Raw genomic sequence first — 22,400 nt, forward strand, 5'->3', positions numbered from 1 at the left:
TTCAATCCTCGAACAGCACGCCGGGGGCGAGACGGCCCTCGGGGTCGAAGTGCTGCGCCAGGCTGCGCAGGGCGGACATGCCCAGAGGCCCTTTCTCCGCCGGCAGCCAGGGCGCGTGATCGCGGCCAACGCCGTGCTGATGGCTGATGGTGCCGCGATTCTGCGCGATCACCTCACTGGCGACGCGCTTGAGTTTGCTCCAGCGCGCCAGGGCGTCAGCGTAACTCGCACCAGGACGATAGACATAGGTGGTGTAGATGCTCGAACCCTCGCCATAAACGTGGGACAGGTGCGTGAACACATGGACCCGCTCGCCCTCATCCGTCAGGCCATTGCGCAGACTGGCCTCGATCTTGCCGAGCAGACTGTCGACGTTAACCCAGTCGGTGGCCGTTTCCAGGGTGTCCACCACATAGCCTGCACCCCACAGCGCGTGGCGCAGGTAGGGGAAACGGAAGCGGTTGTGCTCCCACTTCTTGCCCAGCAAGGTGCCGGTGAATACACCACCGAAGGCCTTCAACAGGCGCCTGGCCTGCTTCAGCGATGTGGCGTTCTGCATGCGGTTGCCAGTCACGCCGAAAGTCAGCATGCATTTGCCGGCGCCCGCCCCGCGCAGCGCCAGGTACCTTTCCAGCAGAGCAATCTGCCCCGGATGGCCAGCCAGGGCCAACTGGGTTTCCGTCTCGATAGCATTCGACAGACGCAGCATGGACAGCGGCACCCGCGCCTGGGCAAGGCGGCGAATACCCTTGAGGGCCTGGCTCCAGCTGGGGAGGAAAACCGCGTAGAAGGACTCCTGATCTGCCAGCGGAGTGACCCGCACCCGCACTTCGGAAATCACCCCGAAGCGCCCTTCTGAGCCGAGCACCATCTCGCGCAGATCCGGGCCCGCAGCCGACGCCGGGAAGGTGGGCAGTTCCATGGGGCCGGCAAAGGTCTCCAGCGTGCCTCCGGCAAACAGCTGCTCGATGCGCCCGTAACGCAGGGATTGCTGGCCACTTGAACGGCTCGCCACCCAGCCGCCAAGGGTGGACAGCTCCCAGGACTGCGGGAAATGACCAAGGGTGTAGCCACGGGCACGAAGCTGGCTTTCCACTTGCGGTCCGTTGGCGCCGGGGCCGAAGGTGGCTATCTGGCTTTCCTCGTCCAGCTCCAGCATGCGGTTCATGCGCGCCAGGGAGAGCGTCAGCACCGGCCGCTCGCTGGCTTGAGGATTGATATGGCCCGCCACCGACGTGCCGCCGCCATAGGGAATCAGTATCAGGTCGCGTTCGGCCGCCAAGGCCAGCAGCTCGCGGATCTGCTCCGGGGTTTCTGGGAAGGCCACACCATCTGGGAACTGGCCGAAGTCTCCCTCGCGCATTGCCAGCCAGTCCGGCAGGCTTTGGCCACGGGCGTGGCGCACGCGAGTCTCGGCATCCAGGCTGATCAGCGGATGTGCCACAAGGCGCGAAGCCGGTACACGAGCCAGCACCTGCTGCAGACTTGCGTCAGCCAGAGGCTGGCCCGCGCTGATGCGCTCGGCCAGGAAGGCCGCTCCATTGGCCGGCAGCTCCACCACCGTCGCCTCATCGCCCCAGCCGTTCCAGCGTCGCATGCCGTTCTCCTTGTTCGGGTTATTTCGTAGGTCTTCGATGGCTGCCTATACTAGCCAGCCGCCCAAAGGCGTCACTGTCGGATCGGGACAGTGGCCATCGCCAATCAGGACATAACAAGAAAACGCATGCACGCCCTCGGCTATACCTCCGTTCCCGCCCTTCTCAAGTACCTGCGCCACGCGGAACAGCTTGGCCTGGAACAGGCCTCCGTCCTCGCTGCCGCCGGGCTCAGCCCGGAGGACCTCGCGGACAACGGCCGACGCCTGCCCAGTGAAGCCCACGAACGTCTGCTGGACCATCTGATCCGGGAATCCGGTGACCCACTCTTCGGCCTGCACTCAGCGCGCTACGTGCAACCCGGTTCCTGGAGCGTGCTGGGCTACATCACCATGAACTGCGCCACCCTGGGCGAGGCCATGAGCCGCATCGCGCCTTACGAGAAGCTGGTGGGCGACATGGGCGTGAGCCGCATCGAGGCCGAGGACGACCTGGTGCGGATGATCTGGAACTGCCGCCACCAGGACCCGGCCATTCGCCGCCACATGGTGGAAAACGTGCTCGCCTCCTGGCTGCTCTACGCCCGCTGGATCGCCGACATGCAGCGCTCGCCGAGGGAAGTGTGGTTCGAACACGCCCAACCCGAGGCGACCCGCATCGAAGACTATGAAGAGGTATTCGGCTGCCCGGTGCGTTTCGAACAGCCCTGCAATGCCCTGCTGGTACCCCTTGAATACCTCGCCGTGCCACTACGTCAGGCCGATGCCAACCTGCTGCGTACCCTGGAAGAACATGCACTGGCACTGATGGCGGGGCTGGATGACGACGAGCCGCTTCCGCAGCGAGTCAAGAATGCGCTGCGCCTACTGCTCAAGGATGGCCTGCCGCGTAAGGAACGGGTGGCGGAAAAATTCCACATGACGGTCCGCACCCTGCAGCGCCACTTGCAGCAAGCCGGCACCAGCTACCAGCAGATACTCGATGAACTACGCCGCGAACTGGCCGAACATTACCTGCTGCGCAGCGACCTGCCGATCCAGGACATCGCCTGCTACCTGGGTTTCACCGAATCCCGCTCCTTCCATCGCAGCTTCAAAACCTGGACCGGGCAGACGCCAGGGGAGTATCGGGAGGCGAAGAGGCAGGCGTGAACAGCCTATAGGGGATCAATCCTGTAGGGACTTGACCAACCAGAGCAGTCAGGCCTGCAACTCACTCAACGGAATAAAGCGCAAGGTATCGCCCTCGGCCAAAGTGGTGCCTTCCAGCACTTCCACCAGCCCCTCTGCCCAAGCGGCACTGCGCAACACACCCGAACTCTGGTTCGGGTAGATCACCGCGCGGCCGTTCTCCAGCCGTGCTCGCAGGTACTCGCGACGATTACCCGGCTTCTTCCAGGTAAAGCCGGCAGGCACCACGAACCCGAGCGGCTCCACCTCTTCGACGCCTAGACGACGCAGCAAGTAGGGCCGCGCCAAAAGGCCGAAAGTCACCAGCGTCGATGCCGGGTTACCCGGCAAGCCGATTACCGGTACGCCGCGGAAGTGCCCGAAAGTCAGGGGCTTCCCTGGTTTGATCGCCAGTTTCCACAGTGCTAGTTCGCCCGCTTCGCGCAGCGCCTCACCCAGGAAATCCGCCTCGCCCACGGAAACGCCGCCGGTGGAGAGAATCAGGTCCACCTGCCCCAACTCGGCCAGCGCCTTGCGGGTCAGCTCCAGATCGTCTGCGAGGATGCCGGCGTCCACGACCGAACACCCCAAACGCTTGAGCCAGGCGATCAGCAGACTGCGGTTGCTGTTGTAGATCTGCCCCGGTCCCAGCGGCTGGCCGGGCGGTACCAGTTCGTCGCCGGTGGAGATCACCGCCACGAGGGGACGACGGCGCACCAGCAACTCTGCAGCACCCAGGGAAGCGCACAGCCCCATTTCGATAGGGCCAAGTCGCGTACCGGCGGGCAATACGCTATCGCCAGTGCGGGTTTCCTGGCCGCGTGGACGGACGTTCTGCCCTGCTCTAAGCGGCTCGAGAAAACGCACCCTGCCATCGGGCAGGACTTCGGCGTTCTCCTGCATTTCCACCAGGTCCGCGCCTTCGGGCAGCGGCGCACCGGTGAAGATGCGCGCGCAAGTGCCAGGTTTCAGCGGCTCCGGTGCACTGCCGGCAAGAATGCGCTGGCTCACTATGAGAGGCTCGCCCTGCCAGTCGGCCAAACGCAGGGCAAAACCGTCCATTGCGCTGTTGTCCCACGGTGGAAGGTCGAGACCGGCCACCAGCGGTTCGGCCAGTACGCGGCCGTCGGCCTCAGCCAGGGCCACGGTTTCACACGCATCGATCGGCGCAGCCACCGCCAACGCCAGCAAGCGCGCCAGGGCGTCCTCGACCGGCATCAGGCCGGGATGGTCGCATCCACTCATCCGCGGCTCTCGCAAGCATTGGCCTGAGTCAGGTGCGGTACGAAGTTACACGGACGATGGCGGTTATCCAGTTGCTCGGCGAGGATGCCGTCCCAGGCCGTTCGGCAGGCATTGGTCGAGCCCGGCAGGCAGCATACGAGCGTGCCGTTGGCCAGTCCGGCCAGCGCGCGGGACTGCATGGTCGAGGTGCCGATATCTGCCACGGAAATCTGCCGGAAGTATTCGCCGAAGCCGTCCACCTGCTTGTCCAGCAGGCAGGCCACCGCTTCGGGAGTGCTGTCACGGCTGGTGAAACCGGTACCGCCGGTGATGAGCACCACCTGCACTTGATCGTCGGCGATCCAGGTGGCGACCTGGGCGCGGATCTTGTACAGGTCATCCTTCAGCAGCACGCGCGCGGCCAGGTTGTGCCCGGCGGCGGTCAGGCGGTCGACGAAGAGCTGGCCGGAGGTATCGGTCTCCAGGCTGCGGGTATCACTGACGGTTAGAACGGCGATATTGAGCGGCACGAACACCGCCTCGGCCTTGTGACTCATGGCAGGCTTCCAGTTGTAGGTGTGAATGCCCGGTGTTATATCACAGCGCCGCCCCGGAGACCTTTCGATGACCGACCAACCCTTGCCGCACTGCTCCGTCCTGCTGCTTTCCGGCGGTCGCGGCCAGCGTCTGGGCGGCCGCGACAAGGGCCTGGTCGAGTGGTGCGGTCGCCCCCTGATCGCCTGGCTGCACGAGCGGGTCCGCCCCCTTACCGACGACCTGATCATTTCCTGCAATCGCAACGCCGAGCAATACGCAGCCTGGGCCGACCAACTGGTACAGGACGACAGCCCGGACTATCCGGGACCGCTAGCCGGCATCCGTGCAGGTCTGGCGGTGGCCCATCACGATCAAGTGCTGATACTCCCCTGCGACGCCCCTCAGGTGGACGACACGCTGATTGCCAGCCTTCTCGCCGCCGCCTGCGAGCGTCCGGTGATGGTCCGCCAGGGTGAACTCTGGGAGCCGCTGTTCTGCGTGCTACCCCGTAGGGTACTGCCGATACTGGAAGCCGGCTGGCAGGCCGGAGAGCGCAGCCCACAGCGCATTCTCAGGCAATTGGACCCGGTCGCAGTGGTCTGCCCGGAAGGCGATCCACGGCTAGCCAACCTGAATACACCCGACCTGCTAGGCCCTTCGCACCCCGGAAACTGAGTCAGATTTCTGGAACTTTGCCAGGAAGTTCTTCGTCAGAAGCTCCGTACAACCAGCGTAATCATCAAGGAGATGACGATGAACCAGCGGATAGTCCCCGCTTTCCTGCTCGCAATGGGTCTTTTCACTCTGGCCGGCTGTTCTTCGCCGACAGTGATCACCCTGAATGACGGGCGTGAAATCCAGGCCGTGGACAAACCCGAATTTGACGACGACTCGGGTTTCTACGAGTTCGAACAATTGGACGGCAAGCGTGCCAAGGTGAACAAGGATCAGGTCCGCACCATCAAGGAACTCTGATTCCCACGGCCCGCTCGCGCACTGCCAGCGAAGCGGGCCTTCACCCTCCCGCAGCAACCCCGCGTCATTCTTAGCCTCCCGCGCCGCGATGCAGAGAAAATAAAAAATTTCTCGCTAACCCCTTGTAGGCCAAAAGTTTTTCTGTAGAATGCGCGCCACACAACGGAGCGTAGCGCAGCTTGGTAGCGCGTCTCGTTCGGGACGAGAAGGTCGCTGGTTCGAATCCAGTCGCTCCGACCAAACCCCGAAAAACCCGCCTTGAAGGCGGGTTTTTTATTGCCTGCGATTTTTCTTTGGCAGCTTTCCCAGTGCAGATGCCAAATCGCCAGCACCGCCCTATCATCAGCCGGTTTCTCCCATCGCCAGGGAAGCGGTCGTGCGCATTGCACTCCTCTCCATCGTCCTGCTATCTGCCTCCGCCCTGAACGTCAGTGCCGCCAATACGCCATGTCCGGCAGTAAAGGCGGTATCGCCCGTTGCGATGGCGAACTCTTCGTCTGCAATGATGGTTCCATCAGCGGTTCGAAAAAGAACTGCGGCGCGATGCTTGGCCAGCCGGCAGCCGGGAGCGCCACGCGGATGGTGGAGGATGGGCAGTGTCTGTGTGGAAGCGGAACGATCTGCATCGGTCCGCGTGGCGGGCACTACTGCCTGACACCAAGCGGCCGGAAGAGCTATGTCAGGAAATAGCCGTCAGGACAGGAAGGCCGCTACGGCAGTCGCATCGAAGGGCCACCCCAGCTCTCCGCCGGTATCGCAACGGCGCAGAACCGGAATGCGCAGACCATAGATTTCGACCCACTCTTCGCGGTCAGCTATGTCCACCAACTCCACCATCAGGCCGCGTTCGACGAAAGGCATGAGCACGCCTTCGGCTACCTCGCAGAGGTGGCAACCGAGGGTGCCGAAGAGTTGGCATTCAGGAAGCATGGCGATGCGCCTCGAAGATCATCGAGGCGCGAAGTCTAGCACGCGCTCAGGCGTCGGTGGACTTGCCCTGGCCCTTGTCTAGCAAGGGTTGCAGACCATCCAGCAGACGATTGTTCAGGGCCTCGGCCTTGGCCAGTTGAGTTGAATCGAAGCGCTCGTCCAGGGCGAAACCACCCTTGAGCAGCTGTTTCAGGGTGTCGCGGCCGTTTTCGGCCAGTTCCCCGGCGCTGCGCAAGGCGTCCAGCAGGCTGTTGGCGTAGTCCTTGAGGTTGCCATTGACCGCGCTGGCCGCCTGGCCACCCTGCTGGGCGACTGCGCCGTATGCGTCAGCGGCCTGCATGACCTTGGTCTGGGTGAGGTGCAGGGACATGGACGCCAGTTGTTCACCATCCATATCCAGCGCCATGGCCCGGTCGAAAGCGCCGGCCAGATCGCCGGAGTAGAACTTGCTGGAGATGTCCTGGACCTGGCCGAGCAGGTCGCTCAGCGCGGCCTTTTCCTCGTCATCCAGATCTCCCTCTATCTCGATCTGCCAGGCTCCGATCTGCAGGCTGGAGGAATGGCTGCTGCCAACCAGAAGCGACGTCTTGCCATCGCTGGCTGCTGCCAGAGTGCTGCGGGAGTAGCTGGCCGACGCCTGGGCAATCGAGATGCGCAGCTTGTCCCCATCACGGGTCTTCACTTCCAGGTCGAAGGTTTCCGCCTGTGCCTGGAATCGCTCGCTATAGCCGGCGACTGCCACCGCGCCGCCCGGCTCAGTCGTAGTCGCTGGCTGCAGGTAGGTCTTCTGCAATTGATCCAGGCCGTCCTGGATGCGGTCGAAAGTGTCGTCGATATCCTCGGCCACCTTGCCGCCGAGCACACCCAGGCCATCGAGAATCTTGCGCGCGTCATCGAAGCCTTTCTGAATCCCGGCGCGAGCCTGGTCGAGCAGCCCCTGCAGCTTGGCTGTGTCGGCGCCATTGGCCGACTCACTGCGCCGGCGCTGGTCGATGAAACCGAGCACGCGGTCCGCGACTTTCTCGGGGGTGTATTTGGATGCTTTGTCGCTCAGAGCGCCCGGTTCCAGCCCCAATTGCTCGCCGAGGCGGCGAGCCAGCGTTTCCTGCGCATTCACCTGCTTTCGCGCCAGGGCAGCGGGCATACCGGAAACAGTAGAACGTTGAGTGGACGAAGCGAAAGGAGCCAGGGCATTCATATCGGGGAGTCCGGAGTCGGCGGCGTCCCCTCTTTGGCGGCCGCAGGCGGAAGAACTTGAGCGGCTGTCGACGAGCGGATTGAGTCAGATGCCAGCGGCGCGCATCAACTGATCAGCTGCGTCCTTCGCCTCCAGCGCCTGCTCGCTCGGCCCCTCGATGTGGGCCATGCTGATCGCCCCTTCCATCAGATACTGGAGTTGGCGGGCCAGACGCTCCGGCTGGGCAACCTCCAGTCGTGCCAGCGCATCTCGGAAGTAACGCTGGGTAGCGAGCTTGTAGGACGCCGCCAGACGATGCACCGGATGGTCCCGATCATGGAATTCGCCCGCCGCATTGATGAAGGCGCAGCCGCAGAACGGTTCCTGTCTCAGCCACTCGGCCAGGCCATCGAAAACCCGCAGGATCGCCTCCCGCGGCGGCAAATGCTCAAACGCCGATACCATGCGCTCGGCTGCCGGCGCGAAGCGCGATTCCAGGGCCGCGATGATCAGCTCGTCCTTGGATTTGAAATGCTTGTAGAGGGTCATCTTGGCCACGCCGGACTCGGCCAGGATGCGGTCGATACCCGTGGCGTGGAAACCTTCGCGATAGAAAAGCGCGATGGCGGTGTTGACCAGTTGATCGCGTTTGCTCGATGCCATTGCAGCCTCCTGAACCGGCGCATTATGCGCATCCCGTTGGATTGGCTCAAATGACGTGGGACGTGAAGCCAGGGATGTCGCATGCTTCGCCCTTGAAATATACAGACAGGTCTGTCTACCATCCAGCGCATTCCAACCAACGCGAGGGACTCGCCATGCAACTTCACGACTTCTACCTCTCCGGCAATTGCTACAAGGTCCGCCTGTTTCTCGGCCTGATCGGTCAACCGGCTGAACTGTTGACCGTGGACCTGCCCCACGGCGCGCAGAAGCACCCGGAGTTCCTCGCGCTGAATCCACGAGGCCAGGTCCCGGTGCTGGTGGACAACGGTCAGCCGCTGGTCGACTCCCAAGCGATACTTGTCTACTTGGCGCGACGCTATGCAGATGCGCACTGGTACCCGCTGGACGCCGTCGCCCAGGCGCAGATCGCTGGCTGGCTGAGCCTCACCGCCAACGAAATCCATAACGGTGTGGCACGTGCACGAATCGGCCTGAAGTTCGGCCGGCAGGTGGATCTGGAGGACGCCCAGGCGCGTGGCCGGCAGGTCCTGGAACTCGTGAACGCGCACCTGACCAATCGCACCTGGCTGGTCGGTGAGCAGCCCACCATCGCCGACGTGGCGGTTTACCCCTACCTGGCCATGGCCGAAGAAGGCGGGCTGGAGCTCGCGCCCTATCCGTACCTGAATAGCTGGCTCGCGCGGATCCGCGCCTTGCCCGGTTACCTCGACCTACCTCATTTCCACGGGGCTCGGAGGACAGAATGAACAGCCCATTCCACCTCGGCCGCAATCGCCTGCCATTGGCTTCAGAAGCTGCGCCCCCCTCTTCTTTCCTGCCCCAAGGACACTGATCAAATGCGCTTGCGTTCGTATTTCCTGCTCATTCTGCTTGGCACCTTCAGCGCGATTGCCCAGGCCGATGGCCTGCGTTTTGCCCTAGTGAAGACTTCGGAAACCGAAACCCTGGACGCCTTCACCGTGGCGGACGGCAAATGGACCGAGAAGGTGAAGGCGAACCACGTGGCGGTGCTGATCCAGCATCACGCCGCTACCCTGCTGTTCGACACAGGCCTAGGCCGACAGGTAGACAGCCAGTTCACCAGCGAAATGCCCTGGTGGGACAAGCCCCTGATGCAGTATGGCGCCGTGACCCCGGCCCGCGACCAGTTGGATCGCGATGGTATCCAGGTGGACCGCATCATCCTCAGTCACGCCCACTGGGACCACGCCTCGGCACTGGTGGACTTCCCCGATGTGCCAGTCTGGGCGCCTTACGAAGAGATCGAGTTCACCGAAATCGCAACACCGCCGGCAATACTGCCCAGTCAGTTCACCCACGGCGTCAAATGGCACCCCTTCACCTTCCTGCCCATTCCCTTCATGGGCTTCGAGGAAAGCCTCGACCTCTTCGGTGATCGCAGTCTGGTACTGGTGCCGCTGAGCGGCCACTCACCGGGTTCGGTGGGCCTATTCCTGACCCTTGAAGATGGACGGCGTTTCTTCTTCACCGGTGACGCCAGTTGGCGCCTGGAAGGTTTTACCGGGCCGAAGGAGAAATTCTGGGTCAGCCGCAGGATGGTCGATAACGACCGCGAAGCCACGCGCGCCCAATTGCAGAAGGTTCACGAACTGCTCCAGAGCGAACCTGGGCTCACTGTGATTCCTGCTCACGACGCCAAGGTGCAGGACGTGCTCGGTTACTACCCGCAGTGGGTGCAGTGAGCTGCAGACCATCGTCTAACAGACAGGAAATGTAACGAAATGCTTTAGTCAAATTGTTGTAACAGGACGACCCGACCGACCTGCAATCCAACGAGGAGACAATAACAATGAGCAATACCTCGCTTGCACGAGCCGTGGCCCTGGCCACGCTCGGCGCCAGTGTCACCCTGCCGGGCATCGCCCAGGCCGAGTTCATCAAGGACAGCAAGGCCAGCCTGGAGCTGCGCAACTTCTACTTCAACCGCGACTTTCGCCAGGACAACGCTCCCCAGTCCAAGGCTGAAGAATGGGCCCAGGGTTTTCTGCTTCGCTATGAATCCGGCTACACCGAGGGCACTGTGGGCGTTGGCGTCGATGCCCTTGGCCTGCTCGGCGTCAAGCTCGACTCCAGCCCGGACCGCAGCAATACCGGCCTGCTCAAGCGCGACCGGGAAACCGGACGCGCCCAGGACGAATATGGCGAGCTCGGCCTGACCGCCAAATTGCGCGCCTCCAAGAGCGTTCTCAAGGTCGGTACCCTGCTGCCCAAGTTGCCAGTCGTCCAGTACAACGATTCGCGGCTGCTGCCACAAACCTTCAAGGGCGGCCATCTGAACTCGATGGAGCTCGACGGCCTCACCTTCGATGGCGGCCAGCTCAAGCAGGTCAACCAGCGTGACTCCTCCAACTACGAGGACATGACAGTTGCCAGCGGCGCCGCCCGCGCCATCACCTTCCGCAGGGGCACCACCAGCGACGAGTTCAATTTTGGCGGCGCCACATACAAGTGGACCGACAATCTCGCCACCGGCTACCACTACGGCGAACTCGACGAGTTCTACAAGCAGCACTATTTCACTGCCCTGCATTTACTGCCGCTGGGCGACAAGCAGTCGCTGAAGAGCGATATCCGCTATGCCCGCTCCACCGATGAAGGCACCAGCAACGTCGACAACAAGGCCTTCGGCGCCATGTTCACCTATGCCCTCGGCGGCCACGCCTTCGGTCTCGGCTACCAGAGCATGAGTGGCGATACCGGCTTCGCCTACATCAACGGCACCGACCCCTTCCTGGTCAACTACGTGCAGATCGGCGACTTCGCCAACAAGGATGAAAAATCCTGGCAAGCCCGCTACGACTACAACTTCGCCAGCATCGGCATCCCCGGGCTGACCTTCATGACCCGCTACCTCTCCGGCGACAACATCGACCTGGGCGCAGGCCGCGAGGAAGGCAAGGAATGGGAGCGCAACATGGACATCGCCTATGTGTTCCAGGAAGGCGCTCTGAAGAACTTCGGCGTGAAATGGCGCAACGCGACCGTGCGTTCGACCAACTTCGGCAGTGACATCGACGAGAATCGCCTGATCCTCAGCTACGTGCTGCCGCTCTGGTAATTCCGCTCCAACAGAAAAGCCCGCCAATCGGCGGGCTTTTTCATGTTCCGGCATTGAGCTCCCGTAGGTTGGCAGCGTGCAAGTCATGGCTGGGACTGCACGTCTGGCTTCACGTACCTCGGCGGAGTGCCGCCTGGGCCAACCTGCAAGGACTCGCAGGTGAAGCGGACATCAGTCCTGCGAAGTCGCACCGATCTTGTGTATCGACAGGTCTGCGCCGTAGTACTCCTCTTCCTGGCTCAGACGGATACCCCAGGTAGCCTTGAGCAGACCGTAGACCGCGAAGCCCCCCACCAGCGCCACCAGCACGCCAAGGCCCGTGCCGATCAGTTGACTCACGAGGCTGACGCCGCCAAGGCCACCCAGAGCCTCCTGACCGAAGATGCCGCAGGCGATGCCGCCCCAGACGCCGCAAAGGCCATGCAGCGGCCAGACACCGAGCACATCATCGATCTTCCATTTCACCTGGGTAGCGGTGAACGCCCATACGAACAGGCCGCCGGCGATGGCGCCAGTCACCAGCGCACCGACTGGATGCATCAGGTCGGAGCCGGCACAGACCGCTACGAGGCCGGCAAGCGGACCGTTGTGCAGGAAGCCGGGGTCGTTGCGCCCCACCAGCAACGCTGCGACGGTGCCGCCGACCATGGCCATCAGTGAGTTCACTGCCACCAGGCCGCTGACGCCCTGCAAGGTTTGTGCGCTCATCACGTTGAAACCGAACCAGCCAACAATGAGGATCCACGACCCGAGCGCCAGGAACGGGATGTTCGAGGGTGCGAATGCCACCAGGCGGCCTTCGCGATAGCGCCCGTTACGGTGCCCCAGCAGTACTACGGCACCGAAAGCCAGCCAACCGCCCACGGCATGCACCACCACCGAGCCGGCGAAGTCGTGGAAGCTCGCGCCAAAGCTGCCCTTCAGCCAGTCCTGAAGACCGAAGTTACCGTTCCAGATCAGCCCCTCGAAGAAGGGATAGACGAAGGCAACGATCAGCAACGTGGCGCAGAGCTGCGGACAAAAGCGTGCACGCTCGGCAATGCCGCCGGAAATGATGGCCGGAATCGCCGCGGCGAACGTGAGCAAGAAGAAAAACTTCACCAGGGCATAGCCGTGGTCGGCGGCGAGTACGCTGGCCGGCTCCAGGAAAGTCACGCCATAGGCGATCCAGTAGCCGATGAAGAAATAAGCCAGGGTCGAGACGGCAAAATCGGAGAGGATCTTCGACAGCGCGTTGACCTGGTTTTTCTGGCGCACGGTGCCGACCTCGAGGAAGGCAAAACCCGCGTGCATAGCCAGCACCATGACGGCGCCCATAAGGATGAACAAGGTGTTAGAGCCGTGGATGAGAGTCTCCACGGCACTGTTGAGGTTTTCCATTGGCGAAGACGACTCCGGCAGCGAGGAAAAAAGCACCAAAGCAGTTCAAGCAGGGATTTCTGCGCACCATCCTGAAGCCGTGCTGCACCGCCACGGATCCAACCAGGATCCAGACTTGGTGCAGGCAGGCCAGCGCAGGAATTCTTCCTGACTGCGTTTCTCTTTGATTTTCATGAGGTTGTGCGCTTGCTCCGCGTATCGACGAGCCTTCCAGGCCGCCCCGATGCGGAGCATTTCGCCACAACCGCGCACCAGCCCGATGCAAGCGCTATACCAGCAATCCGATTGGAAATTCCGGATGAACCTTGGCCGAAGGCACCTACTCTTAGGCATTGAGTCCTACAAGGAGAATCGACATGCCCCGTAAGACCGCCACAACTACCCAGGACGAATTGCTGGCCGACTTCCAGACCCTTGTCAGCGATACTGAGAAGCTGCTGCAGGACACCGCCAGCCTGGCAGGCGAACAAGCAGATGAGCTTCGCCTGCAGATCCACGAAAGCCTCAAACGCGCCCGCGAAACCCTCCGCGATACCGAGAAAAACCTGCGCGAACGCAGCGAAGCCGCCGTCCAGGCCACCGAAGACTACGTACAGGAACATCCCTGGCAGAGCGTCGGCCTCGCCGCCGGCATCGGCTTTCTGCTCGGCCTGCTGGCTGCAAGGCGCTGACCATGAGCGACGAAAACCCTTCCGCCCAGGAGGCGGAACGCGGTCCCTCGCCAAGACGCCTGAGCGCCTCCCTGCTCAACCTGTTGCACAGCCATGTGGAGCTGTTCGGGATAGAACTGCAGGAACAAAAGGCCAGCAGCCTCCACCTGCTGCTGCTCGGGGGGTTGACGCTGATTTTCGCCTTGCTGCTGCTGATCGGGCTTTCGGGCCTGTTGATCGTGCTGCTTTGGGAAAACTGGCGCCTGGAAGCGCTCGGAGGACTCTGCCTCTTCTACCTGCTCGCCACGCTTTACTGTGGCGTGCGCCTGCGGACAGCGATAGACGACGAAGAATCGCCCTTCAGCGCAACGCTCGAAGAATTGGCCCGTGACCGGGAGCGCCTGTTGCCATGAGCCTGCCGGAACTGCCCCGCAATGCATCCCGTCGTGACATGCGCAAGGCATTGGTACGCCTACGCCTTGAAATGCAGCGCCAGGAACTGCGCCACGAATCCCTGCTGCTGACTCAGCCATTGCGCCAGGCACGTGAGTTCACCCGCCAGCTGGACATCCCTCACGCCCCGCTTTGGGGCATGGCGGCGGTGGCTGTCCTGGGTTTTTTCGCCGCCCGCAAAGGCAGCCTGAGGCGCGGCCTGCGCCTGGGCAGCGCGCTATACCCGTTGTTGCTGGCCCTGTTGAAGAACCCGCCGCGAAGCGGGCCGGGGTAATACACCAGCCGGGGAAGGCAACTGGCCACATTCTTGCTACGGGTGAGCGGCCCGTCGCACCTGAAATGGGCAACACCCTGCGCACCGCGCCGCCCCCTGGCCGTCCACTAAGGAGTCACCGTGATCGATGGGCAACCGCTCGCCTGCTTCCAGCCCTTCATCGATACTGCTACAGGGCTAATCGCCGGCGTCGAGGCCCTGGGGCGATTGCGCCAGCCGGACGGCAGCCTGCAGTCGGTCGGACCGCTGTTCGTTGATACCAGAATCTCGCCGGCTGCTCTGCGCCGGCTCGACCGGCAGCTGCGGGAAGACGCTTTGCGGCGCCTGCATGAGGCCCCGCCAGACTGGTTCCTCAGTTTGAACATCTCGCCGCGCTGGATTAGCCGTCTGCGTCCGGGCCAACCCTTGCCCAGCCTCAAGCAACTGCAGCGCTTCGGCGTCCCGGCCGAACGCATCGTTTTCGAGATCACCGAGTTTGGCGGCGCCAGCCAGCGCCTGGCGGACGTGGTGGCACGCTATCGCGAGGCCGGCGCGCGAATTGCCATCGACGATTTCGGCGCCGGATATTCCCAGCTTGATCGGGTTTTGGCGTTGCAACCGGACATTCTCAAACTCGACATGCGTCTGTTCCAGGCCGCCGCCCGTGGCGGGCCCAGCGGTGAAGTGGTGAAGGCACTTGCGCAAATGGCCGAAAAGACCGGCTGCTGGATCATCGCCGAAGGCGTGGAGACGGAAGCCGAACTGGACTTCGCCCTGGAGTGCGGCGCCCGCTACGTGCAGGGCTACTTGTTTGCCGCGCCGCACCTGGAGTTCTTCGAGGAAGATGCCTTCGTCCAGCGCTTCGCCCTGCTCCGCGACCGCTACGTACAGAGCAAGCTGGCCGAACGCGCACGTCTCATGAGGCTGCGCCGCAGCCTCAACCAACTGATGGCACGGCTACGTGACTGGGCCGAAAGCGGAGCGCCGGCGTCGAGCCTGGCCAGCCCGGAGGGTTACCCCTGGTTGCTGCGCATCTACCAATGCGATCGTAATGGCACACAGATCACTCCCAATCTGCATTGGGAGCCTGGTGGTTGGCAGGAGGACGCGAGCTACCGGGGTCACAACTGGTCCTGGCGGCCCTACTTCTATCAACTTCTGGCCGAAGGCTGGGAAGAGCGCCGTCTGACCCTGTCCACGACCTACCGTGACGCCACCACCAACCAGTACTGCCTGACGGCCGGACAGTTCATCGACAACGGCCGCCGTCTCCTGCTGGTGGATGTGGATGCCGCCGGCCTGGCAATGGACTGAGTCGCCGGTAATCGCTTGGGGTAGAGTAGGATCTTCGGCCACAGAACGGCGAGGACAGGCCTTGGACTGGCAGACCCTGCTCACCCGCGAACGCCTTGGTAAACCGGTGCACAGCACCGATGAGCTGGGCCGTAGCCCCTTCCACAAAGACCACGACCGCATCGTCTTTTCCGGCGCCTTCCGCCGCCTCGGGCGCAAGACCCAGGTGCATCCGGTCTCCAGCAACGATCATATCCACACACGCCTTACCCATTCGCTGGAAGTAAGTTGCGTGGGGCGCTCCCTGGGCATGCGCGTCGGCGAGACCCTGCGAGATTCACTGCCGACATGGTGCGAGCCGTCGGACCTCGGCGTCATCGTCCAGTCGGCCTGCCTGGCCCATGACATCGGCAACCCGCCTTTTGGCCATTCCGGAGAAGACGCCATTCGCCACTGGTTCGAACAGGCGGCGGCGCGGGGCTGGCTGGACGCCATGAGCGAAGCCGAGCGAGCTGATTTCCTCAGCTTCGAGGGCAACGCCCAGGGCATGCGCGTGCTGACCCAGCTGGAGTATCACCAATTCGACGGCGGCATGCGCCTGACCTACGCCACTCTCGGCACCTACATCAAGTACCCCTGGACTTCGCGCCACGCCGAGGCACTGGGCTACAAGAAGCACAAGTTCGGCTGCTACCAAAGTGAGCTGCCGCTGCTGGAGCAGATCGCAGCCAAGCTGGAGTTGCCGCGCCTCGACCAACATCGCTGGGCTCGCCATCCACTGGTTTACCTGATGGAGGCTGCGGACGACATCTGCTACGGCCTGATCGACCTGGAAGACGGTCTTGAGATGGAGCTGCTGGACTATGCGGAAGTCGAATCCCTGCTGCTGGGCCTGGTGGGCGACGACTTGCCGGAGACCTATCGCCAGCTCGGACCAAAGGATTCCCGTCGGCGCAAACTGGCCATCCTGCGCGGCAAGGCGATCGAACACCTGACCAATGCCGCCGCGCGCGCCTTCGTCGAACAGCAGGACGCCTTGCTCGCCGGCACCTTGCAAGGCGACCTGGTGGAACACATGCACGGCGCGGCCAAGCGTTGCGTGCTCCGCGCCAAGGCCATCGCCCGCGAGAAAATCTTCCAGGACAAGCGCAAGACACTCCACGAAATCGGCGCCTATACGACGCTGGAAATCCTCCTCAACGCGTTCTGTGGCGCCGCGCTGGAGCAACATGGCGGGCGCACGCCGTCATTCAAGAATCAACGCATCCTCGACCTGCTCGGCAACAATGCACCTGACCCTTCCTGGCCGCTGTATCAGGCCTTCATCCGAATGATCGACTTCATTGCCGGGATGACCGACAGCTACGCAACCGAAATGGCCCGAGAAATGACCGGCCGATCCAGTCCGACCTGACCCAGCGCCCTCAGGAGACGCTTGATGCGTACGTTGCTCAAACAGAGCCTGCACTGGCACGCTGGCGCACCAGCGTGGGGACCCGCCCTGATGGCGGGACTGGGCTGTGGATTGCCTCTGGTGCTGGGCCTGTTCACCAGTCACACAGGATTTCTCTGGGCTGCCACTGGAGCCTTCCAGGCTTCGCTGGCCAACCCCTTGCACCGTTTGGGCATGCTGCGCATGACGCTGCTTACCGGATTGGGAGCGCTCGCCGCGGGGATGGGTTTCTGGGTGGCCAGCCATCCGCTGCTGAGTCTGTTCAGCTTCGCCCTGATGGGGCTCCTGATGGCCGCTCTGCAACGTTTCGGCAACGAGCTTGGCAAGCTGGGAGCCGGGCTCGCTGTGTGCCTCTGCCTCGGCCAGGGCCAGGCGGGTCTCGGCAACCTGAACAATGGCATGGCAGTGGGCGCGCTGTTCGCCATAGGGGGATTGTGGGTAATGTTGCTGGCGTTCGCGCTGCGGGCCTATCACGGGCTGCGACTGTGGCCACTGCTACCCAGCCCAGGCAACCTCGCCAAGGTGGCGCGTCGCCTTGCGCAACGCATGTCCCATCGCCTCTGGTTCATACACGCCCTGGCCTGCAGCCTTGCCGGCGCACTTGCCGGGCTAGCGGTGAACCTGACCGGATTGCCGCGTGGCTACTGGTTGACGTTGACGGTGCTGACTACGATCCAGATGGACCTCAACGGTAGCCTGCAACGTGGCATCCAACGTTGCGTGGGAAGCCTCGTGGGCGCATTGATCCTGATCGGGGTGGGGAGCTGGTTGCAGAGCCCTGCCCTGCTGGTAGCCTGCCTGCTGCCATTGATATTTTTCAGCCGGGCGTTCATCGCCCAGCATTACGGACTGTTCGTGGTGCAGACTACCGTGTGCTTCGTGCTGCTGGCGGAGAGCCTGTCCCGCGACTGGCATCTCCCCGAACTGCGCCTGTACAACTCCCTGCTGGGTGCCGGGCTTGCGATGCTGGTCGCCTACCTCGCCTTTCGTGCCCGTCTGCACTGGGGAACCGCACCAGCACCTTCAATGGAAATGGCACGTCAGGGCGAGTAGCCCCGGTCGTCACTCCTGCAGGAGACACTCCAACTCGCCCTGGACGCGGCCCAGGTTCTTGCACACCGCACGGGCCAGGTGCAGCAGCTCGGCGTGCTCGGCGCCGTTGTCATGGGCTCGGCTGTAGGCCATGCAAAGGGCCAATAGCGGTTCGGCACCGATCAACTCCACTGCGCCCTTGACCCTGTGCACCAGGCGCTCCAGCTCGTTCCAGCGCTCAGCCTGCAGAAGGTTCTCCATCTCCTCGACGTCAACCTCGTTGGCGCGGTGCAACTCCTGCAGCAGCATGCGGGTCACTTCCGGCGAGCCGCCCGCTGCGCGCTCCAGCAGACCAAGGTCCAGGCGGACGGGCTGATCATCGCTACATGGTTCGCCCTTGGGTAGCAGACTCTGGAGATAGCGCTGCAGACCTTCCAGGCCAATGGGCTTGAACAGGCAATCGTCCATGCCAGCTTCGCGGCAACGCGCCAGTTCTTCCGGCTGGGCGTTGGCAGTGAGACCGATGATCAGTCCGGGATGCACGCCTCGCGCGCGCTCCCTTTCGCGAATGCTTCGAGTCAGTTCATAGCCATCCGTTACCGGCATATTGCAGTCGGTAATGACGAGGTCGAAATCCGAAGCACTCCAGGCAACCAGGGCCTTTTCGCCATCCTCGGCCTGTTCGGCAAACTGCCCCAGGAGCTCCAGTTGCTGTACCAGCATCATTCGGTTGACCGGGTGATCGTCCACCACCAGCACGCGAAAAGCCCCCGGAGGCAGTTCCCGGACACCATCCAGCTCCGCCACTGGTGGCAGCGGGGTCAGACGTGGCAGACAGAAACTCATGGAAACACACGTGCCAACACCCAGCTGGCTGCGTAGTTCGATGCTTCCCTCCATCAACTTCACCAGTCGCCGGCAGATGCTCAAGCCCAAGCCAGTGCCGCCTTGCCCCGCACCCACGCCGCCGGCCAGTTGGGTAAACGGTTGGAACAGGCGCTGCTGGTCCTCTTCGGCGATACCGATGCCACTATCTTCCACTATCACGGTCAGTTGCAGATGCTCATCAGCTTTGCAGCAGGCCTGCAGACGAACGCGAACCGTGCCCTTGTCGGTGAACTTGATCGCATTGCTGATCAGATTCGACAAGATCTGCTTGAAGCAGGAAGCATCCACCATCACATCGTCCCGGGACTGGAGGTCCAGCGCCAATGACAGTCGCAGGCCCTTCTGCCGTGCCAATCCATCAAACACGCGGACCACGGATTCGATCAGTGCGCGGGGGGACTCGCGACGTGGCTCCAGAGTCATGCGCCCGGACTCGATCTTGGCTATGTCGAGAATGTCGCCGATCAGCGCCAGCAGGGAATCAGCCGACTCTCGCGCCACCAGAATCGCTTCCCGATCGAGACGTTCACGCTTCAAGGCAAGCTCGAGCATGCCGATGATGGCATTCAACGGGGTGCGGATTTCGTGGCTCATGGTGGCGAGGAAGCGACTCTTCGCAACGTTGGCGGATTCAGCCTGCTCCTTGGCCTGGCGCAGTTCATCCATCAGGCGATTGCGCTCGGTGATATCCACCCAGCCGCAGATCAGGCCACGAATCCTCTGCAGGGCATCGCGATAGGGAATGGCCCAGTACGAAACTTCCAGGGGAATGCCGCCCAAGTGCAGCTGATAGTCGCGGAACAGCGCCTCGCCATTTTCCAACGCGAGCCGACTCAGCCCTTCCAGCACCTCGAGCTCTTTTACGGCGTCTGCCTTGAGGCCAGGCACTTCCGTCAGACGCAGACCAATCAGTGCCGCGCGTGGTAAACCAATGGCGTCGATGAAACTGCGGTTGCAGGTGATGGTACAGCCGTCGAGACCGCGCACTGATAGGGGAAAGGGAATCCCATCGATAAGTGATCGCTTGAATGCCAACTGGTCGTTGAGGCGACGTTCCTCCCGCTCACGCCGCCACACCTGACGACGCAGATACAGCGCCCATGAAGCGAACACTATCGCCACCAGCAGAAAAGCGAAGCCGATCTGGTAGAGCCGCGCCCGGTACTCGATCCAGCTGCTCGCAGGCTCTTCGGCCTTGGTATACCAGCGGTTGATGATGCTGCCCAGCTCATCTGGAGATACGGACAACAACGCCTTCTCGAGGATGCTTTGCAGTTCGGGCGCATCACGAGATACCGAAAAGGCGAAGCGGCCCGGATCACGGCCGATGGTGTCGGCGATCCGGAGTTGCCCGGGATAGTATCGATTGATAAGGAAGGTGGACGACGCCATAGCATGCACCGCTGCATCGGCCTTGCCCTCCGCGACGTTCGCGAGACCCTCGATGCCGGTTTCGACTTCTCGCAGCTCTAGCTTGGGGTAGTTCTCGCGAATGTACGGGATCAGCGAATGCCCGGCAGGAACCACCAGGGTGCGCCCATTTAGCTCCCCAAGCCCTTGCGGAGCGCTATCCGAAGCCCTTACCACCAGAACGCTGCTGGTGCTGTAGTACGGTCGGGTGAAGCCAAGGAACTGGCTGCGCTCGGGTGTGGAGAACAGCGTGGCGGCCATGTCGACGCGCCCTTCCCGCAAGTCCGCGAGCATATCCCTGGCGGTGGACCTGGCGCTGACTTCGAACTCCAGGCCGGTCCTCTGCCGGATCAACTCCAGGAGATCCGGCACGATCCCACGGAAGCGGCCCTGCCGGCTGAAGAAGGTCAGCGGCTCGAAGGTTTCATCGACCACCAGCCGTGCGGGATTATGCTGCGCCATCCAGCGCAACTCGCGTTCGGTAAGTTGGGGACGAAGGTTGTCCAGGAACATCCCCGCACCGCCGCCCCAACGCTTCGCAATACCTACGCGAGCGGCATCCGGGATCCCGGCGATGGCGCTGTCGAAAATTCGCTGCAGCCGCTCGTTACCCTTGGCCATGGAGAAGCAGACGCCAACACCGTCGAATCCGGCAAAGTTCGTCATGCGCAGGTTGATGAGGTAGCCCTGCCTGATCAGGTAGTTGGCAGCGACGGCGTCGCCGATGAAAACATCGCTCTGATCGAATGCGACTGACTGCAAGGCTCTGCGCACCGAGCTGTGCTGGATAAGACGCGCATCGGGGTAGAGCTGGCGGAGCATTTCCAGGCTCGGCCCCTCCGCTGAATAGGCGAGGCGCAAGTCGCGAAGATTGCCGCTGGCCGCACGACGATCATCTATGCGCGTCACCATCACCGGCTGATGATGCATGTAAGGGATGCTCTGGATCAGGCCAGGACTGGCAGCGTCACCTTCCATGCTGTTGCCCAGGAGGTCGACCTTCCCGTTGCGCAGCGCCTCGCGAGCCGCCTCGCGGTCAGGGAAACGCAATACCTCGGCCTTGACCCCGAGGGCCTGGGTGATCAGCCGCAAGAAGTCCGCAGTCACCCCTTCGTAGTCCTGGCCGCTCGCCGTGATATCGAAGGGAGGAAAATCGGGTTCGTTGGTGCCGATCCGCAACACGCGCTTTTCCTTCAACCAGCGCTGGTCATCCTCTGTCATGGACACTACCAGGCTGCTGGATTCGGACCGCCCCAACAGTTCCAGGGAAAGATTATCGTCGCCAAGGCTGATCGAGGGCAGGAGCGAGCCTCCGAGCAGGAGGCCTGCCAGCAGGTAGATTAAGCGCATGAATGCGTCAGATCAGGGTGTTGCGGTTGGCGAACTCCACCAGCTCAATCAACGTCCGGGCGTTGAGCTTGAGCAACAGGCGCGTCTTGTAGGTACTGACGGTCTTGTTGCTGATGAACATCTCCTCGGCAATCTCCTTGTTGCTGAGACCATTGGCGAGAAACTTGAGTACCACCAACTCCCGATCGGAAAGGCGGCCGATCATCTCGACTTCATCGGGCAACCCGATCTGCCGTTTGCCGGACTTGATCACATCGCTCGGGAAGTAGCTGTAGCCGGAAAGGACCGCCCGAACCGCCGCGGTGACCTCGGCGAGATCGCCCTCCTTGCAGACGAAACCCGCCGCACCTGCCTGCATGCATCGCGTGGCGTAGTGGTTGGGGTTCTGTCCGGTCAGTACCAGCACCCTCAGGGGCAGGTCCAAGGCGTGGAGCCGGGCAATGACGTCCAGACCGCCGAGCTTTGGAATGCCGATATCGAGTATCACCATGTCTGGCTGGTGCTCCCGCGCGAGCGCGATTGCATCAACGCCGTTGTCCGTTTCTGCCACTACCGCGTAGCCTTCGCGGTCCAGTAAAAGCCTGACGGCGAGGCGGATCACCGGGTGATCGTCGACGATCATTACCTTGTAGGCGGACTCGCTTCCCGGCTCGAGGAAATCGTCCAGATTGACCAGTTTGCTCACAGCATCGCCCCCTTGGCGCGGTTTGGTGGCTGCCAAGATAGAGAAGCTCGTTGCACTGTCGACCCCTGAACGGCACCGGTCGCGCCATTCAGGACAGGACCTACCTTAGCTTGCGTCCTGTCCTACAGCTGCGGGCCAATTTCGATAGGAAAGACAGTTCGGTTCCCGCCCGGTGATCGC

21 protein-coding genes, 1 tRNA gene and 1 pseudogene are annotated in these 22,400 nt (G+C 62.6%); 14 read left to right on the plus strand and 9 right to left on the minus strand.

Annotation, left to right across the window (positions count from 1 at the left end):
* Position 1: 1 nt before the first annotated feature.
* The gene (locus E8E75_RS08260) at positions 2-1,597 is read right to left on the minus strand and encodes an FAD-binding oxidoreductase (protein ID WP_153921087.1); all 1,596 of its coding nucleotides are present in this window, start codon (positions 1,595-1,597) and stop codon (positions 2-4) included.
* A 126-nt stretch (positions 1,598-1,723) separates the two neighbouring features.
* On the opposite strand from E8E75_RS08260, the gene E8E75_RS08265 reads away from it, so the two are divergent.
* Positions 1,724-2,746, plus strand: a complete 1,023-nt coding sequence (locus E8E75_RS08265) for an AraC family transcriptional regulator (protein WP_120651673.1) — start codon at positions 1,724-1,726, stop codon at positions 2,744-2,746.
* 48 nt (positions 2,747-2,794) lie between these two features.
* Here the strand turns inward: E8E75_RS08265 and glp are convergent, their stop codons facing one another.
* Together glp and moaB are read right to left on the minus strand one after the other, a co-directional pair.
* Positions 2,795-4,009 carry a gephyrin-like molybdotransferase Glp gene (gene glp / locus E8E75_RS08270; protein ID WP_120651674.1) on the minus strand — a complete coding sequence of 405 codons (1,215 nt, stop codon included), beginning with the start codon at positions 4,007-4,009 and terminating at the stop codon, positions 2,795-2,797.
* A complete protein-coding gene (moaB, locus tag E8E75_RS08275) occupies positions 4,006-4,545 on the minus strand; it encodes a molybdenum cofactor biosynthesis protein B (protein ID WP_120651675.1) in 540 nt (179 codons plus the stop codon). Before moaB ends, glp begins: the two co-directional genes overlap by 4 nt.
* 67 nt (positions 4,546-4,612) lie before the next feature.
* On the opposite strand from moaB, the gene mobA reads away from it, so the two are divergent.
* The 4 genes and pseudogenes from mobA (at position 4,613) to E8E75_RS08295 (ending at position 6,190) form a co-directional block, all read left to right on the plus strand.
* A complete protein-coding gene (mobA, locus tag E8E75_RS08280) occupies positions 4,613-5,200 on the plus strand; it encodes a molybdenum cofactor guanylyltransferase MobA (protein ID WP_153921085.1) in 588 nt (195 codons plus the stop codon).
* A gap of 78 nt (positions 5,201-5,278) precedes the next feature.
* A complete protein-coding gene (locus E8E75_RS08285; RefSeq protein WP_120651677.1) occupies positions 5,279-5,500 on the plus strand; it encodes a YgdI/YgdR family lipoprotein in 222 nt (73 codons plus the stop codon).
* Positions 5,501-5,663: 163 nt separating this feature from the next.
* Positions 5,664-5,740, plus strand: a tRNA-Pro gene (locus tag E8E75_RS08290).
* Between the two features lie 136 nt (positions 5,741-5,876).
* A pseudogene (locus E8E75_RS08295) lies at positions 5,877-6,190 on the plus strand (hypothetical protein).
* Between the two features lie 3 nt (positions 6,191-6,193).
* Here E8E75_RS08295 and E8E75_RS08300 read toward each other — a convergent pair.
* The 3 genes from E8E75_RS08300 to E8E75_RS08310 all read right to left on the minus strand — a co-directional run bounded on the left by E8E75_RS08300 (position 6,194) and on the right by E8E75_RS08310 (position 8,270).
* On the minus strand, positions 6,194-6,430 hold the full coding sequence (locus tag E8E75_RS08300; protein WP_120651692.1) for a glutaredoxin family protein: 237 nt from the start codon (positions 6,428-6,430) through the stop codon (positions 6,194-6,196).
* A 46-nt stretch (positions 6,431-6,476) separates the two neighbouring features.
* A complete protein-coding gene (locus tag E8E75_RS08305; protein WP_153921083.1) occupies positions 6,477-7,628 on the minus strand; it encodes a DUF5610 domain-containing protein in 1,152 nt (383 codons plus the stop codon).
* An 84-nt stretch (positions 7,629-7,712) separates the two neighbouring features.
* Complete coding sequence (locus E8E75_RS08310; protein ID WP_153921082.1) at positions 7,713-8,270, minus strand: TetR family transcriptional regulator; 558 nt, start codon at positions 8,268-8,270, stop codon at positions 7,713-7,715.
* A gap of 155 nt (positions 8,271-8,425) precedes the next feature.
* On the opposite strand from E8E75_RS08310, the gene E8E75_RS08315 reads away from it, so the two are divergent.
* The 3 genes from E8E75_RS08315 (at position 8,426) to E8E75_RS08325 (ending at position 11,373) form a co-directional block, all read left to right on the plus strand.
* On the plus strand, positions 8,426-9,040 hold the full coding sequence (locus E8E75_RS08315) for a glutathione S-transferase family protein (protein WP_153921080.1): 615 nt from the start codon (positions 8,426-8,428) through the stop codon (positions 9,038-9,040).
* Positions 9,041-9,130: 90 nt separating this feature from the next.
* Positions 9,131-9,997, plus strand: coding sequence for an MBL fold metallo-hydrolase (locus E8E75_RS08320; protein WP_120651696.1), 867 nt, complete (start codon positions 9,131-9,133; stop codon positions 9,995-9,997).
* 107 nt (positions 9,998-10,104) lie between these two features.
* Positions 10,105-11,373, plus strand: coding sequence for an OprD family porin (locus E8E75_RS08325; protein ID WP_153921078.1), 1,269 nt, complete (start codon positions 10,105-10,107; stop codon positions 11,371-11,373).
* Between the two features lie 171 nt (positions 11,374-11,544).
* Here E8E75_RS08325 and E8E75_RS08330 read toward each other — a convergent pair whose 3' ends face one another.
* A complete protein-coding gene (locus E8E75_RS08330) occupies positions 11,545-12,753 on the minus strand; it encodes an ammonium transporter (protein ID WP_120651698.1) in 1,209 nt (402 codons plus the stop codon).
* Between the two features lie 356 nt (positions 12,754-13,109).
* Here E8E75_RS08330 and E8E75_RS08335 point away from each other — a divergent pair, with 356 nt between their 5' ends.
* The 6 genes from E8E75_RS08335 (at position 13,110) to E8E75_RS08360 (ending at position 17,908) form a co-directional block, all read left to right on the plus strand.
* Positions 13,110-13,424 (plus strand): YqjD family protein, encoded by a 315-nt coding sequence (locus E8E75_RS08335; RefSeq protein WP_120651699.1) that lies wholly within the window; start codon positions 13,110-13,112, stop codon positions 13,422-13,424.
* Positions 13,425-13,426: 2 nt separating this feature from the next.
* A complete protein-coding gene (locus E8E75_RS08340) occupies positions 13,427-13,816 on the plus strand; it encodes a phage holin family protein (RefSeq protein ID WP_153921076.1) in 390 nt (129 codons plus the stop codon).
* Positions 13,813-14,130: a hypothetical protein gene (locus tag E8E75_RS08345; RefSeq protein ID WP_120651701.1), complete on the plus strand. Its 318-nt coding sequence runs from the start codon at positions 13,813-13,815 to the stop codon at positions 14,128-14,130. Before E8E75_RS08340 ends, E8E75_RS08345 begins: the two co-directional genes overlap by 4 nt.
* Positions 14,131-14,250: 120 nt before the next feature.
* Positions 14,251-15,423, plus strand: a complete 1,173-nt coding sequence (locus E8E75_RS08350) for an EAL domain-containing protein (RefSeq protein ID WP_120651702.1) — start codon at positions 14,251-14,253, stop codon at positions 15,421-15,423.
* Between the two features lie 61 nt (positions 15,424-15,484).
* Positions 15,485-16,816 (plus strand): deoxyguanosinetriphosphate triphosphohydrolase, encoded by a 1,332-nt coding sequence (locus E8E75_RS08355; RefSeq protein WP_120651703.1) that lies wholly within the window; start codon positions 15,485-15,487, stop codon positions 16,814-16,816.
* A gap of 24 nt (positions 16,817-16,840) precedes the next feature.
* The gene (locus E8E75_RS08360) at positions 16,841-17,908 is read left to right on the plus strand and encodes an FUSC family protein (RefSeq protein WP_153921074.1); all 1,068 of its coding nucleotides are present in this window, start codon (positions 16,841-16,843) and stop codon (positions 17,906-17,908) included.
* A 9-nt stretch (positions 17,909-17,917) separates the two neighbouring features.
* Here the strand turns inward: E8E75_RS08360 and E8E75_RS08365 are convergent, their stop codons facing one another.
* A complete protein-coding gene (locus tag E8E75_RS08365; RefSeq protein WP_153921072.1) occupies positions 17,918-21,535 on the minus strand; it encodes a transporter substrate-binding domain-containing protein in 3,618 nt (1,205 codons plus the stop codon).
* A gap of 7 nt (positions 21,536-21,542) precedes the next feature.
* Complete coding sequence (locus tag E8E75_RS08370; protein WP_178123561.1) at positions 21,543-22,157, minus strand: response regulator transcription factor; 615 nt, start codon at positions 22,155-22,157, stop codon at positions 21,543-21,545.
* Positions 22,158-22,400: the final 243 nt, after the last annotated feature.

Origin of the sequence: Pseudomonas sp. BN606, assembly GCF_029873115.1 — a bacterium.
Taxonomy (GTDB): domain Bacteria; phylum Pseudomonadota; class Gammaproteobacteria; order Pseudomonadales; family Pseudomonadaceae; genus Metapseudomonas.

Coding starts and splice junctions, on each gene's coding strand:
- E8E75_RS08365 (WP_153921072.1), bottom strand. CDS start 21,535: ATGCGCTTAATCTACCTGCTGGCAGGCCTCCTGCTCGGAGGCTCGCTC.
- E8E75_RS08340 (WP_153921076.1), top strand. CDS start 13,427: ATGAGCGACGAAAACCCTTCCGCCCAGGAGGCGGAACGCGGTCCCTCG.
- E8E75_RS08300 (WP_120651692.1), bottom strand. CDS start 6,430: ATGCTTCCTGAATGCCAACTCTTCGGCACCCTCGGTTGCCACCTCTGC.
- E8E75_RS08315 (WP_153921080.1), top strand. CDS start 8,426: ATGCAACTTCACGACTTCTACCTCTCCGGCAATTGCTACAAGGTCCGC.
- E8E75_RS08260 (WP_153921087.1), bottom strand. CDS start 1,597: ATGCGACGCTGGAACGGCTGGGGCGATGAGGCGACGGTGGTGGAGCTG.
- glp (WP_120651674.1), bottom strand. CDS start 4,009: ATGAGTGGATGCGACCATCCCGGCCTGATGCCGGTCGAGGACGCCCTG.
- E8E75_RS08305 (WP_153921083.1), bottom strand. CDS start 7,628: ATGAATGCCCTGGCTCCTTTCGCTTCGTCCACTCAACGTTCTACTGTT.
- E8E75_RS08265 (WP_120651673.1), top strand. CDS start 1,724: ATGCACGCCCTCGGCTATACCTCCGTTCCCGCCCTTCTCAAGTACCTG.
- E8E75_RS08310 (WP_153921082.1), bottom strand. CDS start 8,270: ATGGCATCGAGCAAACGCGATCAACTGGTCAACACCGCCATCGCGCTT.
- E8E75_RS08285 (WP_120651677.1), top strand. CDS start 5,279: ATGAACCAGCGGATAGTCCCCGCTTTCCTGCTCGCAATGGGTCTTTTC.
- E8E75_RS08360 (WP_153921074.1), top strand. CDS start 16,841: ATGCGTACGTTGCTCAAACAGAGCCTGCACTGGCACGCTGGCGCACCA.
- moaB (WP_120651675.1), bottom strand. CDS start 4,545: ATGAGTCACAAGGCCGAGGCGGTGTTCGTGCCGCTCAATATCGCCGTT.
- E8E75_RS08345 (WP_120651701.1), top strand. CDS start 13,813: ATGAGCCTGCCGGAACTGCCCCGCAATGCATCCCGTCGTGACATGCGC.
- E8E75_RS08330 (WP_120651698.1), bottom strand. CDS start 12,753: ATGGAAAACCTCAACAGTGCCGTGGAGACTCTCATCCACGGCTCTAAC.
- E8E75_RS08320 (WP_120651696.1), top strand. CDS start 9,131: ATGCGCTTGCGTTCGTATTTCCTGCTCATTCTGCTTGGCACCTTCAGC.
- E8E75_RS08335 (WP_120651699.1), top strand. CDS start 13,110: ATGCCCCGTAAGACCGCCACAACTACCCAGGACGAATTGCTGGCCGAC.
- E8E75_RS08370 (WP_178123561.1), bottom strand. CDS start 22,157: ATGATCGTCGACGATCACCCGGTGATCCGCCTCGCCGTCAGGCTTTTA.
- mobA (WP_153921085.1), top strand. CDS start 4,613: ATGACCGACCAACCCTTGCCGCACTGCTCCGTCCTGCTGCTTTCCGGC.
- E8E75_RS08325 (WP_153921078.1), top strand. CDS start 10,105: ATGAGCAATACCTCGCTTGCACGAGCCGTGGCCCTGGCCACGCTCGGC.